Annotated in this window: 13 protein-coding genes; 8 read left to right on the top strand and 5 right to left on the bottom strand. The window is 33.7% G+C overall.

Going from position 1 to position 15,020, the window contains the following annotated elements:
- Positions 1 to 47 precede the first annotated feature (47 nt).
- The 5 genes from LNP27_RS04480 to LNP27_RS04460 all read left to right on the top strand — a co-directional run bounded on the left by LNP27_RS04480 (position 48) and on the right by LNP27_RS04460 (position 4,848).
- On the top strand, positions 48 to 920 hold the full coding sequence (locus LNP27_RS04480) for an aldo/keto reductase (protein WP_229943335.1): 873 nt from the start codon (positions 48 to 50) through the stop codon (positions 918 to 920).
- A 252-nt stretch (positions 921 to 1,172) separates the two neighbouring features.
- Positions 1,173 to 1,928 (top strand): SDR family NAD(P)-dependent oxidoreductase, encoded by a 756-nt coding sequence (locus LNP27_RS04475; RefSeq protein WP_229943334.1) that lies wholly within the window; start codon positions 1,173 to 1,175, stop codon positions 1,926 to 1,928.
- A 116-nt stretch (positions 1,929 to 2,044) separates the two neighbouring features.
- On the top strand, positions 2,045 to 3,184 hold the full coding sequence (locus tag LNP27_RS04470; protein WP_229943333.1) for an ATP-binding protein: 1,140 nt from the start codon (positions 2,045 to 2,047) through the stop codon (positions 3,182 to 3,184).
- Between the two features lie 398 nt (positions 3,185 to 3,582).
- A complete protein-coding gene (locus LNP27_RS04465; protein WP_229943332.1) occupies positions 3,583 to 4,308 on the top strand; it encodes a metallophosphoesterase family protein in 726 nt (241 codons plus the stop codon).
- 42 nt (positions 4,309 to 4,350) lie between these two features.
- Positions 4,351 to 4,848 (top strand): DUF6646 family protein, encoded by a 498-nt coding sequence (locus LNP27_RS04460; protein ID WP_229943331.1) that lies wholly within the window; start codon positions 4,351 to 4,353, stop codon positions 4,846 to 4,848.
- 79 nt (positions 4,849 to 4,927) lie between these two features.
- Here the strand turns inward: LNP27_RS04460 and amaB are convergent, their stop codons facing one another.
- From amaB to LNP27_RS04445, 3 genes are all read right to left on the bottom strand, one after another.
- The gene (amaB, locus tag LNP27_RS04455; RefSeq protein WP_229943330.1) at positions 4,928 to 6,475 is read right to left on the bottom strand and encodes an L-piperidine-6-carboxylate dehydrogenase; all 1,548 of its coding nucleotides are present in this window, start codon (positions 6,473 to 6,475) and stop codon (positions 4,928 to 4,930) included.
- A gap of 312 nt (positions 6,476 to 6,787) precedes the next feature.
- Positions 6,788 to 7,318: a 3-hydroxyanthranilate 3,4-dioxygenase gene (locus tag LNP27_RS04450; protein WP_229943329.1), complete on the bottom strand. Its 531-nt coding sequence runs from the start codon at positions 7,316 to 7,318 to the stop codon at positions 6,788 to 6,790.
- Positions 7,319 to 7,357: 39 nt separating this feature from the next.
- Positions 7,358 to 8,461 (bottom strand): endonuclease/exonuclease/phosphatase family protein, encoded by a 1,104-nt coding sequence (locus LNP27_RS04445; RefSeq protein WP_229943328.1) that lies wholly within the window; start codon positions 8,459 to 8,461, stop codon positions 7,358 to 7,360.
- Between the two features lie 268 nt (positions 8,462 to 8,729).
- Here LNP27_RS04445 and LNP27_RS04440 point away from each other — a divergent pair, with 268 nt between their 5' ends.
- The 3 genes from LNP27_RS04440 (at position 8,730) to LNP27_RS04430 (ending at position 10,825) form a co-directional block, all read left to right on the top strand.
- Entirely contained in the window at positions 8,730 to 9,626 is an 897-nt protein-coding gene (locus LNP27_RS04440; protein WP_229944033.1) for a S66 peptidase family protein, read from the top strand.
- Positions 9,627 to 9,702: 76 nt separating this feature from the next.
- On the top strand, positions 9,703 to 10,062 hold the full coding sequence (locus LNP27_RS04435) for a YraN family protein (RefSeq protein WP_229943327.1): 360 nt from the start codon (positions 9,703 to 9,705) through the stop codon (positions 10,060 to 10,062).
- 106 nt (positions 10,063 to 10,168) lie between these two features.
- Positions 10,169 to 10,825, top strand: a complete 657-nt coding sequence (locus LNP27_RS04430; protein ID WP_229943325.1) for an aspartate kinase — start codon at positions 10,169 to 10,171, stop codon at positions 10,823 to 10,825.
- A 58-nt stretch (positions 10,826 to 10,883) separates the two neighbouring features.
- Here the strand turns inward: LNP27_RS04430 and mfd are convergent, their stop codons facing one another.
- Positions 10,884 to 14,252, bottom strand: coding sequence for a transcription-repair coupling factor (mfd, locus tag LNP27_RS04425; protein WP_229944032.1), 3,369 nt, complete (start codon positions 14,250 to 14,252; stop codon positions 10,884 to 10,886).
- The gene (locus tag LNP27_RS04420) at positions 14,245 to 14,847 is read right to left on the bottom strand and encodes a hypothetical protein (protein ID WP_229943324.1); all 603 of its coding nucleotides are present in this window, start codon (positions 14,845 to 14,847) and stop codon (positions 14,245 to 14,247) included. Before LNP27_RS04420 ends, mfd begins: the two co-directional genes overlap by 8 nt.
- Positions 14,848 to 15,020 lie beyond the last annotated feature (173 nt).

The following is a 15,020-nucleotide window of genomic DNA, read 5'->3' as shown; positions in this document are numbered from 1 at the left end:
TAAACTTTGAATCAGAGAATTTACGCATTCAATAAAAAATAAAAAACATGAGCAAAACAAACTTATCGCCTATTATTGCTGGCGTGATGAATTGGGGGATTTGGGATAAAAAACTGAGCACCAAAGAAATGGAGCATATGATACATGTATGTTTAGAAAACAAAATAACCACCTTTGATCATGCAGATACTTATGGTGATTATACGACCGAATCTGATTTTGGAAAAGCATTTGCTGCAAGCAAAATAGCAAGAGAAAAAATGCAGTTAGTTTCTAAATGTGGGGTCCAATTAGTAACAGAAAGCCGACAAAATACAATTAGACATTATGATTATTCAAAGGAATATATCATATCCTCTGCTGAGAATTCGTTGAAGAATTTACAAACCGATTATCTAGATGTGCTTTTATTACACAGACCAAGTCCATTGATGGAAGCTGATGAAATTGCTGAAGCCGTTATGAAACTAAAATCAGATGGGAAAATTATCGATTTTGGTGTTGCCAGTTTCACTGCTTCGCAAACAGAATTGATACGTAAAAAAACGGAAATTAGCTACAATCAAGTTCAATTTTCAGCAACCAATTACAAACCAATGGTAGATGGTAGTTTTGATTATATGGAAATGAATAATATCCAACCACTTTCAGGAAATCCCTTAGGATCAGTGTTTAGAGAAGATAATTCTCAAACTCGAAGATTGAAGAAACTATTAGTTTCGCTAATGGAAAAATACCATTTGGGTTCTGATTCTATTTTGATTTCGTGGATTTTGCAACATCCTGCAAAAATAATCCCAATTGCGGGAACAGTTAACGTGGCTCGAATTCAGTCATTGAAAAAAGCAGTAGAATTAAAATTAGACAAAGAAGACTGGTTTGCTATATGGACAGCAAGCATGGGCGAAGATGTAGCGTAATTTGTTTTTATTTACCACCAATTTTCACACCTTTATTTTCAACGAATTTATGTTAATTAATTGAGGTTTGCGTGAGGGATTGCAGTGGAGCTCTTTCTTTATTTGTTCTCGTTTTTAGACGAGAACAAATAAATAAAAGCGGGAACGGAAAGCCCGACCCGAAGTTGCGAGGAGGAACGACGAAGCAATTTGAAGGGTCACGCCCAAATAAAAAAAAGCGCTAGTTTTAGCATGAAGTAAAAAAACAAAAAAATGAATAAAATAGCTTTAGTAACGGGCGCCACTAGCGGAATTGGGAAAGCAACAGCGCAAATTTTAGCCAAAAATAATTATAAAATTATCCTTTGCGGCCGCCGTGAGGATCGCTTATTAGAGCTGAAAAATGAACTTTCAGCCTATACGGAAGTACATACTTTATCATTTGATGTACGGGATAAAAAAGCGGTTTTTGATAGCATTAATTCTTTACCAGAAGATTTTTCTAAAATTGATGTTTTGATTAATAATGCTGGAAATGCGCATGGTTTAGATCCCATTCAAAACGGAAATTTAGACGATTGGGACGCGATGATCGATATTAATATAAAAGGTCTTTTATATGTTTCGAAAGCTGTAATTCCGAGAATGATTGAGTTAAAATCAGGACATATTATCAACATTGGTTCTATTGCAGGAAAAGAAGTGTATCCAAACGGAAATGTGTATTGTGCCTCTAAACATGCAGTTGATGCACTAAATCAAGCCATGCGTATGGACTTGAATCCATACGGAATTCGCGTGGGCGCCATTCATCCAGGAGCGGTGGAAACAGAATTTAGTGAAGTTCGCTTTAAGGGAGATTCTGAAAAAGCAGCTAATGTTTACAAAGGTTTTGAGCCGTTACGTGCGGAAGATATTGCTGATATTATTCATTTTGTGGTTTCTAGACCGTATCATGTAAATATTGCCGACCTATTGGTACTTCCTACCGCTCAAGCATCGGCAACGATTATTAATAAAGGACAGTAATTATCAAAGTAAACCGCGGATTCGCAAATTATAAAGTGAAGAAAATCTGCTAATCCGTGATACTTTATTTCTAAGACTAAAAACATAAAACTTTAGTAATAAAAAGAATCAATTCAATGATCAACAAACGTATTCTTATTAAAAATCTACTCGCTCATAATGACGAGAGCAGTTTTTTTGATAAAAAGCGGCAGTTGAATTTGCATTCACAGGAAGGAAAAGCCAAATTTTTAAAACACATTTGCGCCCTATCAAACTCAAATCCAACTAACAATTCCTATATAATTGTAGGTGTCGAGGATCAAGACAATACGATTGTAGGAGATGATTTCTTTGATGATAGTCGGATTCAGAATTTAGTGAATGCTTATTTAGAAAATCCACCAAACATACAGTACGAAAACATTCCTTTCCCTAATTTACCCAAGGACAAAGTTATTGGATTGGTAACTATAAATCCTAAAAGCGAAACTTCGCATTTTAAAAAAGGGATTTATACTATTCCAATTAACAGTATTTACATTCGACAAGGAAGCAACACCATGCCTGTACTAGGGAAAATCGAAAAAAACTACCTGAATGCAGAAACGGTGCTAGCGATTGAAAATAATTCTAGAAATAGCATTGAAGACACTCTTGATGGCGTGATTGATTTTCTGAATTTCCGACATAAGGACATGTCTCCTAAATATAGAGTTTTCAAAGAATTATTTGTGATTTGCTGGGCAGGAATTCCTAAGAAATCTCGCGACAGAACCTATTTATCTCGCGTGGATATTGAACTGATAAATGAACAAATTAAGTTATTTTATTCCGCTCAAGATGTCGTGGAAATTACTTTTGACGATGATACATTTACCATTATTGAATATGTTCCGCTAGGATTAAACGATAAAACAAGTTATTATCCATTAGAGAAAAAAACAATACATTTTCAAGACAATGGTTATTACAAAATTGATAATGAGATGCTTTTTCAGCCTCCAAAATTCAATAAAAAAATGTTGTTTCACATTTATAATTCGAATATTTCGCTGTTGAAAAAATTAGAAAAAGGAATTGTATTAAGTACTAGAGAGCAAAAAGATTTAGAGAATTTACCTTCCACTTTTATGATTTGTTATCTAAATGGATTTGAAGATGCCAAACAAAAACTGATTAGCGCAAAAACACTTTTAAAACCATTTGTTTCTGTTTATTTATCGTTTAAGGAAGCTTTACGAATTTTAAGAAAAATGAAATATGATGCACAGTAAAATTTACTGTATAAAGTTATAATATAGGATTACTTACTGCTTAAAATAAATTCAAAATTTCCTTTAAAAATGTATAAATCATTTTAGCTATTAGTAAAGTCAAGTAAGGAAGTGAGCACATTATTGCGAAAGATTTAATTGTAATTGCTGTAAATCTAGTTTAAAAAAGACATAAAAACAATCACCTAAATTAGTGACATTTTGCGGTTTAAGCAATTTATGAGGTGAAATCACATTGAATCATAATAAAACTGTCTGATTTAAAAAGTAAATGTTTCAAAAAATTAAAAAAAACAAGATAAAATAAGTGAACTTCACAGCACTTTTACTTAATTTTATAAATTGAAAAATAGCATACTTTTTTTTCGCTATTTGATACTATCAAGAACAAATAATAAATGAGAACACTTGTTATAGGCGATATCCATGGTGGTTTGCGAGCGCTGCACCAAATTATGGAAAGAGCCAAAGTCACTAAAAATGACACCCTTATCTTTCTGGGAGATTATGTCGATGGTTGGAGCCAATCTCCTCAAGTTATTGATTTTCTTATCAATTTACAAAAAGAACAAAACTGTATCTGTATTCGCGGCAATCACGATGATTTATTGCTCGAATGGATGGATGAAAATAAAGATAATGCATTATGGTACCAGCACGGTGGTGAAGCAACCGTTACGGCTTACCAATCTGTAAGTTTAGAAACTAAGAAAAAGCATATCGAATTCCTTAAATCTCTTCAAAATTATCATCTTGATGACGAGCATCGTCTTTTTGTTCATGCTGGTTTTACCAATATGAATGGAGTAGATTTTGAATATTTTCCGGGACTTTTTTATTGGGATAGAACCTTATGGGAAACGGCTCTGTCACTAGATGTAAATATGAAAACTGACCATCCTTTTTATCCAAAGCGTTTTACACTTTACAATGAAGTTTATATTGGTCACACGCCTGTTACAAGAATAGGACAAACAACTCCTGTTCAAAAGGCAAATATTTGGAATGTTGATACTGGCGCAGCGTTCAAAGGACCTTTGACTATAATGGACGTTGACACTAAGGAATTCTGGCAAAGTGAACCTTTGAATCAGTTATATTTTGACGAGAAAGGGCGTAATTAAATTTAATGCACTATTTTTGCCACAATTTTAAAAATAAAGAGCATGAAAAAGACTATTACATTAGCATTACTATTAACTATCGGATTTATAAACGCTCAAGCTTTCAAAGGAGATGGTGACGTAAAATTTGATATTGGAGCAAACATTCAAAACGGAGGATCGGGAATTAGAGTTTCGTCTGATTTTGGTCTTGGAGAAAACATGTCTTTTGGATTTGTAACTTCTTATTTACTATCAGTTTCTAAAGACGATTTAGGTGTAAAACCTGATTTTGGAGATAGAATAGATATTAAAGGTCGCTTTAACGCCAATTTAGGAAATGTTTTCAAATTAGATCCAAAAATGGATATTTACCCAGGATTAGATTTAGGTTTAAGAAATTTTGGTGCCCATTTAGGATTCCGTTATTTCTTCACAGAAGGTTTTGGAATATTCTCTGAAGCGGGAATTCCTATAGCTAGCTACAAAACAGATCCAGTTGGTTTTGATAGATTAAACAACCAATTTGTATTTAACATTGGCGCATCTTTCAATTTGTAACTGATTTTACAAAATACTTTATAAAAAAAGGCAATTTGAAATTTTCAAATTGCCTTTTTTGGTTTATTCTATTTTGGTTCTACAAATCAAATTTTATTCCTTGTGCCAATGGCAATTGAGTACCATAATTAATCGTATTCGTTTGTCTTCTCATATACGCTTTCCAAGCATCAGAACCCGACTCACGACCACCACCAGTTTCTTTTTCTCCACCAAAAGCACCACCAATTTCTGCTCCAGAAGTTCCAATGTTCACATTGGCAATTCCGCAATCAGAACCTGATTGAGAAAGGAATAATTCCATTTCTCTCATGCTATTTGTAAAAATAGAAGAAGAAAGCCCTTGTGGAACTCCGTTTTGCATCGCAATTGCTTCTTCAATCGTGCTGTATTTCATTACATATAAAATAGGAGCAAAAGTTTCTGTTTGCACAATGTCAAAATGATTGGCAGCTTCAATGATACATGGTTTTACATAACAACCACTTTCGTAACCTGCACCTTCAACTAATCCGCCTTCCACGATGATTTTTCCACCTTCTTTTTTAGCTGCTTCAATAGCATCTAAATAATCTTTAACCGCACCTTTATCAATAAGTGGCCCAACGTGATTGTTTTCGTCTAATGGATTTCCTATTTGCAGCTGACCGTAAGCATTTTTCAAAACACTAATGGTTTTGTCATACACACTTTCGTGAATGATTAAACGTCTTGTTGATGTACAACGTTGCCCTGCAGTTCCTACAGCTCCAAAAACAGCTCCAACTAATACCATACTAATATCAGCATGCTCAGAAACAATAATTGCATTGTTACCTCCTAGTTCAAGAATGGTGTTTCCAAAACGTTCCGCAACAGTTTTAGATACGTGACGACCAATTCTTGTAGATCCTGTAAAAGAAACTAAAGAAATTCTCTTGTCATTATTGATTAAATCACCTGATTCGTTTCCTGTAACTAAACAGCTAACTCCTTCTGGCACATTATTTCTTTTTAAAACTGTTTTGATTATATTTTGACAAGCCACTCCACACAATGGTACTTTTGAACTTGGTTTCCAAATCGCAACGTCACCACAAACCCAAGCAATCATTGCGTTCCAACTCCAAACTGCCACCGGAAAGTTGAACGCTGAAATTATTCCGACAGTTCCTATTGGATGGTATTGCTCATACATTCTGTGCAAAGGTCGTTCAGAGTGCATGGTCAACCCGTAAAGCTGACGGGATAATCCTACCGCAAAATCACAGATATCAATCATTTCCTGTACTTCACCATATCCTTCTTGAAGGCTTTTTCCCATTTCATACGAAACTAGTTTCCCTAAAGGTTCTTTAAATTTTCTTAATTCATCTCCCATTTGACGAACGATATCCCCTCTTTTTGGAGCTGGAACCATACGCCATTCTAAGAATGCTTCTGATGCTTTTTGCATTGCTTTTTCATAATCCTCTTTTGAAGATGTTTTTACTTTTCCAATCAAAGCGCCATCTGCTGGTGAATAACTTTCGATGATTTTTCCGTTGGCAAAATTAGATTCACCGGTAGATGTTCCTTCATTTATGGCTTCAATCCCTAATTGCTTAAGGGCTTCTTTGATTCCGAATTGATCTGCTATTGTTATCATTGTAACTTTTTTATTAAAAATTGTTATATTTTTATACAAACATACCGATTTAACGTGAAATAATAATCAGTATTGTTTTTATTTTTGCTCATTTAACTGAGGAAATTCAAAATACTTTCTTTTGAATTTTTCCAATACTATAAAGGTGATTTAAAGCATTGATTTTGTATTCCGATAAGAAAAATGCCTTTCGCAACGGATTCGTTTTTAGCCCTGATAGCAGCGGCATCCTTTTATCTCGTTCTTTAGAGATAAAAGATAAAGCAGATAGCAGGAATAGCTCCTAAACAAGAATTAGAATTTCAAACGATATTAAACAAATTTAGGATCAGCTTGCATTACAGTGCCGCATTTTGTACAAGTACGTAACTTTTCGGAGCCGTAAAAATGTCTGAAGTGCGGTAGAAAATCTTTTTCAATATCGTGCAATTCAAAATAAACTTCGTGTAACTTATGATTGCAATTATCACAAAACCATAACAATCCATCTGTATAACCCTGACCCGCTCTTTTGCGCTCGATTACTAGTCCTATTGAACCTTCGGAACGGACTGGTGAATGTGGCGTTTTGGCTGGATGCAAATACATATCTCCTTCGTTAAGTTCCATTTCTTTGCGTTCTCCATTATCTTGAATTATTACTTTAATAGATCCTTCCAATTGGTAAAATAACTCTTCGGTTTCGTTATAATGATAATCTTTACGAGCATTTGGACCCGCAACTACCATCACTATATAATCTCCTGAATCGGTATATAAATTTTTATTTCCAACAGGCGGTTTAAGTAGATCACGGTTTTCATTGATCCATTTATTGAGATTGAAAGGTTTCGCTATTGCCATTTTTTTTGTTTTAAACGTAAAGTTATGAAATAATAAATACTATTTTTTTTCTTTGATCAAATAAATATAAACGGGAAAATGATCACTAAATCCAATTTCGGTGGTCGAATGTCGCAAAGGATATCCTTTGTATTGTCCGCTATTTTGTATCAAAAATGGTTTGTTAAAAATTCCTGCTTTCCAATATCGAAAACTAGAATAATCGGTTTGAATTAAGCTCTCAGAAACCATTATTTGATCAAAAATATCCCAAGCATCGCGATAAGCAATAGTTCCCATTCCGTTTTTAGCCATTTCTTCAAACGGATTATAAATACCAAATTGGGGTACTTCTAATTTCTTGGCTTTAGCACCCAGAGCTATTTTGACACTTTTGTTATACGGGCCATCATTTAAATCGCCCATCGTAATCACTTTTGCATTTGGATTTATGCGCTGTAGTGAATCGATTATTTTTCGATTTAATGCTCCCGCAGCTTCCCTAAACGGGCTTGATTTTTTTTCGCCACCAGAACGAGAAGGCCAGTGATTGACAATGATACTGATTTCTTCTCCATCCAGAAATCCAGTAACTAACAGCTGATCCCGTGTATAAACTCGATAATTTTTAGGACTTATTTGTAAATCATCATCGGTTTTTTCCTCCAGATTAGTATTCTCTCTTAAAATTGCATTCTTCTTGTATATATACAAAGGGATACTGGTATAACTTGTGGGTTGAAATTTCTTTTTTTGATAAAGCAACGCTACATCGATTCCTCTTTTGTCTGGAGAATCAAAATGAATAATTCCGTAATCTTTCTCGATTAACTTGGGTTGTTTTACTAAATCCTCGAGAACGCCTCTGTTCTCAATTTCGCAACCGCCAATAAATGTGGGAGAATCCGAATTTTCAGCTGAACCAATTTCTACTAAAACTCGAGCAAGATTACTTAATTTCTTTTGGTATTTATATATTGTCCATCGCTGCAAACCTGTTGGAGTCCACTCTTCATCATATGTAGCTGGATCATCAATAGTGTCAAAAAGGTTTTCAAAATTATAAAATGCCACAGTATGAATGACGTATTTCTTAGGTTGTGCAGCGACATTAACAATTGAAAAACATATAAAAAGAAAAGGAATCACGTGCGATATTTTCATAAGTTCAATTTTTTCTAATCATTAATTTGATACCCTTTCGACTCTGTTACTTGTAAAAATAGTCATTTGGAATTGCAACTTAAAATTATTTTGGAATTGTCTATCTTTGTTTTTGTCAGCTAATGACTTCATTATTCTATTTTTTAAAGAAAAACTATAAAACATGCATCATAACCGATTCTTTTTTCACATTCGTATTCCACTTTTATATCAATTCTTATTCATTATATTAATTTTACAATCTTTCAATAGTCAAGCCCAAATCCAAATGATAACACCACCAAAATTACAAAAAGGAGATACTGTAGCTATTTTGGCAACAGCCAGAAAAAATCTAGATGACAACTTGAAACCTGCTATTGATTTATTAAAAAGCTGGGGACTTAACGTAGTTATTGGTACTACAATTGGCTTAGATAATAATCAATTAGCAGGAACCGATGAACAACGTGCAGCTGATTTTCAGCAACAAATGGACAATCCAAATATAAAAATGATTTGGTGTGTAAAAGGAGGTTACGGTACAGTAAGAATAATTGATTTATTAGATTTCACTAAATTTAAGAAGCACCCAAAATGGCTAGTTGGTTTTAGTGATGTTACCGCATTACACAATCATTTGAACACGATGGGTTTCAAATCCATACACGGAATCATGCCTGTAACTGTAGCGAGAGCAACTCCTCAAGCGATAGAAACACTGCGAATTGCCTTATTTGGAGAAAAGTTAAAATACGAAGTCGAACCTTTCGCAATGAACAGACCGGGTAAAGCTTCTGGAGAATTAGTAGGAGGGAATTTATCTATTTTATACAGCTTATTTGGTTCACCATCAGCTATTGATTGTACTGATAAAATCTTATTTATAGAAGATTTAGATGAATATTTATATCATATCGATCGCATGATGATGAATTTGAAACGAAATGGTTGTTTGGAAAGTATCAGAGGAATTTTAGTAGGATCTATGACTAAAATGAAAGACAACGATATTCCTTGGGGGAAAAACGCTATTGAAATCATTCAAGATGTTACCAAAAAATACAATATACCTGTTATGTATAATTTTCCAGCAGGGCATATTCAGGACAATAGAGCCTTAATTTTAGGGAATAAAGTTAGCATTGACGTAAATGACAAGTTGAGTACTGTAGTTTTCGAATAAGAATCCTACCCTTGAGCCTACCCAAAGGAGCGGGAGACTAGATATCAAAAAACTAAATATTGCAAACCTAAATGAAATGGCTGAACACAATGAACTTGGAAAACTAGGTGAAGAAATGGCAGTCGAATTTCTTCAGAAAGAAGGCTATACTATTTTAGAGGCCAATTGGACTTTTCAAAAAGCAGAGATTGATATTATAGCTAAAAAGGGAGATATTCTAGCAATAATTGAAGTCAAAACTAGGTCTTCGTTAGATTTTGGCTTACCCCAGGATTTTGTAAAACCAAAAAAAATTCAGCTGCTTATTAAAGCGGTTGATGCTTTCGTAAACGAAAGGAATTTAGATATAGAAGTGCGCTTTGATATAATTGCTATTCATAAAGAAGGGAAATCTTTTGTAATTGAGCATCTTATCGACGCTTTCTATCATTTTTAGTTGCTTTTTATAGATGTTATATTTGTAACAAATTGTTTTTTTATATACATTTGCATCTTGCTTACACATTAAAAACACACATCTATATAATCAAAAATATTTATTTATGAAAACGGTATCTTCCATTGTAGAAAACTACATTAAAACAAAGCCCTTTTTGTTAAATGCATTATCATTAGGCATAATTAATTTGACTTCATTATCCCGAAATATAATGACTGAATTAGAAAGTGAATTTGGCAAGGAAGTGAAACAAGGTGCTATTGTAATGGCTTTAAAAAGACTAACAGAAGAACTAGATTTCAGACTAAATCATAAAATCAATAAAGTCATCAAAAACATTGGAGAAATCACCGTTCGTTCTGCTTTGACTGATTATACCTTCGCAGCATCTGACACTGTTTTAAACAAACAAGCTGATCTAATTACTGATATCAACTCTTTTCCTGATATTTTTTATACCTCATCTAGAGGAGTAAACGAAACTAACATTGTAGTAAGTAACAGTATTAACCATTTGGTAGATAAGCATTTTGCCAATGAAAAATTGATTCAAAAACTAGATAATCTTGCTTCCATAACTGTAAAATTACCGAAAGAAAACATTGTCGTTCCCGGGATTTACTATTTCATTTTCCAACGTTTGGCCTGGGAAGGAATTATTATCAACGAAGTAATTTCAACTTCGAATGAGTTTACAATTTTAGTAAGTGAAGAGCAAGTAGATGTTGCTTTTAAAGTGATTAAAGATTTGAAGAATTAAAAAATTATAAATAACAAAGCTTCCAGCCTTCAGAAGGCTGGAAGCTTTGTTATTTAAATTACTTCCCTCCCAGCATTTCCATATATTCTAAAGCCGTTCTTGTATTCTTCACATTTTCAAAAGTCAATAGCAATCGCAATCCAGCTGGCGTTTCTTTTTCTTTTATTTTACAGATCGCACTATTCTTTTGAACAAATTGCAGCATATTAGTAAATCGCTTCGATTGGTAATAATCGGATTGTTGGTCTGACACAAAATAGCCAATCATTTTTCCTTTTTTCATCACCAATTTCTCGATACCTAATCTAGTTGCAATCCATTTTATGCGGATACTATTCATCAAAGCTTTCGCTCGTGGCGGCATAGGCCCAAAACGGTCAATCAATTTATTTTGGAAAACAATCAATTCCTCTTCGTTTTTCACTGTACCCAATTCATTGTATAAACTCAATCGCTCCGAAACATTATTGATATATTCGTCAGAGAACAACAACTCGAAATCCGTATCGATTTGCAAGTCTTTTACATACTCTTTAGTTTCAATATCATTTTCCTCCGGATATAAGTCCTTGAATTCATTTTCCTTTAATTCATCAATGGCTTCATTGAGGATTTTTTGATAGGTATCAAAACCAATTTCATTGATGAAACCACTTTGTTCCCCACCTAACAAATCTCCTGCACCACGAATCTCAAGATCTTTCATAGCAATATTAAAACCACTTCCCAATTCACTAAATTGTTCTAAAGCTTGAATTCTCTTCCTAGCATCATCAGTCATCGCTGAATACGGCGGACAGATAAAATAACAAAATGCTTTCTTATTGCTACGTCCTACTCTACCTCGCATTTGATGCAAATCTGATAATCCAAAATTATTGGCATTATTAATAAAAATCGTGTTTGCATTAGGAACGTCCAATCCACTTTCAATGATTGTGGTAGCGACTAAAACATCAAATTCGCCATTCATAAAAGCCAACATTAACTCTTCCAGTTTTTTTCCATCCATTTGACCATGGCCTATTCCCACTCGGGCATTAGGTACCAAACGTTGAATCATTCCGGCTACTTCTTTAATGTTTTCGATTCTGTTATTGATAAAGAAAACCTGACCGTTACGCTGAATTTCATAAGAAATTGCATCCCGAATCAACTCTTCGCTAAAACCGACCACATTCGTTTCGATAGGATATCTATTGGGCGGTGGCGTTGTAATTACGGATAAGTCACGCGCTGCCATCAATGAAAACTGTAAGGTTCTAGGAATTGGTGTTGCAGTCAACGTCAGCGTATCAACATTTGCAGCAATAGTTTTGAGTTTATCTTTTACATTAACACCAAATTTCTGTTCCTCATCGACAATCAACAAACCTAAATCTTTGAAGACTACATTTTTGTTTACTAATTGGTGTGTTCCAATTACGATATCCAGTTTTCCATCGGCTAAATCTTTTAAAGTTTCTGCTTTTTGTTTCGCAGTTCTAAATCGGTTTAAGTAACCAATTGAAACCGGCATGTCTTTCAACCTTTCGCTGAAAGTTCTATAATGCTGGTACGCCAAAATAGTTGTTGGTACTAAAATCGCAACTTGTTTACTATTATCAACTGCCTTAAAAGCAGCGCGAATAGCAACTTCGGTTTTTCCAAATCCTACATCACCACAAACCAAACGGTCCATTGGGCGATCACTTTCCATATCCGCTTTTACCTCTTGCGTTGATTTGGTCTGATCTGGTGTGTCTTCATAAATAAACGAACTTTCTAATTCGTTTTGTAAATAACTGTCTGGAGCAAATTGAAAACCTTTATCCAAGCGTCTTTTAGCATACAACTGAATCAAATTGAATGCAACATGCTTTACACGAGCCTTGGTTTTTTGCTTTAAAATCTTCCAAGCATTCGAACCCAATTTGTAAATCTTAGGTGGCGCTCCGTCTTTTCCGTTGTATTTCGAAATTTTGTGTAGCGAATGAATACTCACATACACAATATCATTATCAGCATAAACGAGCTTAATGGCTTCTTGTGTTTTACCTTCAACTTGTATTTTTTGTAATCCACCAAAACGTCCTATTCCGTGGTCAATATGAGTAACATAATCACCCACAGATAAAGTCGTGAGTTCTTTTAAAGTGATATTTTGTTTTTTTGAATAACCGCTTTTAATGTTGAATTTATGGTAGCGCTCAAAAATTTGATGGTCTGTATAGCACGTAATTTGGTTTTCTTCATCAATGAAACCTTGGTACAAAGGCAAAACAATAGTATTGTATTGCTTTCTGATATTTTCAGAATTGGCTTCGTCTAAAGTTTCAAAAATATCGTGAAATCGTTTCGCCTGCGCTTCATTGGAACAAAATAAATAATTCTTATAGCTATTAAAATGATTTTCACTTAAATTATTCAACAACAAATCAAATTGTTTGTTGAACGACGGTTGAGGATGAATGTGGTATTCGAATTTTTTAGTGGTTCTAAAAATAGGTTTTGAACCCACCTCAACAATAGAGAAATCCAAAGCTCTTTTAATAAAAGAAGCTTGATTTAAAAACAATTGCTCTGGTGTTGAACGTTTTATTTCTTGGGATAATTTAGCAAAAGCTTCTTCTGCTTTTCCAAATTGTTTATCTAATTGCGATAAAAAATCTTCGGTGTTTTGAATAAAAATAACTGTTTTTTCAGAAATATAATCTAAGAAACTCTCTCTGTTTTCCTGAAAAACTTTATTTTCAACATTAGGAATTATTGTAATCTTTTTTTGTATTTCAATGGATAACTGCGTTGCAACATCAAAACTCCGAATACTTTCTACCTCATCGCCAAAAAACTCGATTCGGTATGGATTATCATTCGAAAAAGAAAACACATCAACTATTCCTCCACGAACGGAGAATTCACCAGGTTCTGTGATAAAGTCAACTCTTTTGAATTCATATTCAAACAAAACTTCATTGATAAAATCGATAGAAATTTTATCACCAACAGCTACTTTCAAAGTGTTTTTATCCAATTCTTTTCGAGTTACCACTTTTTCAAAAAGCGCTTCGGGATAGGTAACAATAATTGCTGGTTTTTTTCTGGAATTGATTCGATTTAACACTTCAGCGCGAAGCAAAACATTAGCATTATCTGTTTCTTCAATTTGGTAAGGACGACGAAATGAACCCGGATAAAACAGCACATCTTGATCGCCAATCATTTGTTCTAAATCGTTCAAATAGTAAGCAGCCTCCTCTTTATTATTTAAAACAACTAAAAAAGGAAGTTCAGATTTTTTGAAGACTGACCGAATTACAAATGAAAGCGCCGATCCCATTAATCCCGAAAGATGCATTTTCACTTGATTATTTTCTAATAACCGAGCGGCAATTTGCTCTGTTTTTGGAGAATTATCGTAGGTATTGTATAAAACTTTTTTACTCAACTCTAGGTTTATTTTCGTCAATTAATACATTAGGAATAGCTCGTGTAGCATCCATCATTTTCAACAAATCAGATTCTCCTTCTTCAACTGGAATTTTACTTTTATCAACCGTTTTTTCCATTTGTCTTTGTAGGGAAACCAGTTCTAAATTGATTTCTGCAACTAACTTTGTTACTTTTTTGTCAGGAACAACATCTAGGTTGATGTATAAATCTAGCATTTGAACTTTAGCAATCAAAGCTGAAATTCTACTCTTAATTGGCGGAATACTATAATCAGAAGGAATATTATCGTTTAAGGCTAAAGCTTTTTTAGTAATTGCTTTCGATTTTTGTTGAAAAGCACCTATGTTTCTTTTTGGTTTTTGTGCTAATTCTTCTAAAAATAAACGCCATTCGTTCCAGGAAACCCTAGTGTTTTCTGAAGCTTCTGTGAGCGGTGAGTCATAAAAAACCCATCCTTTTTGTATGTTTTTAAATATGACTTCTCTTTTCTCTAACTCTTTCTTATTTTCTGCAGTACGTTTTTGGTCATTATCTTGGCAAGAAGCCAAAATAAAAAACATGGAAACGAATACCACTATTTTGTATATCATTGTGATTTTAATTAAAGTACAAAGTTACAAAGTAAATTTATAAATACGAATTCAAGTATAGGAATAACAATCTAATATCCATGAAGCTTTTTTAATGATTAAAAAAAGAAAAATTAAGAGTCAGAACCTCGTTATTATTAATTTTTAAATGTATTTATCGATTTTTTAATCAG

The organism is Flavobacterium galactosidilyticum, from assembly GCF_020911945.1.
GTDB classification, from domain to species: Bacteria; Bacteroidota; Bacteroidia; order Flavobacteriales; family Flavobacteriaceae; genus Flavobacterium; species Flavobacterium galactosidilyticum.
The sequence above is the reverse complement of the archived record's forward strand: the minus strand, read 5'-3'. Positions and strand labels throughout refer to the sequence as shown.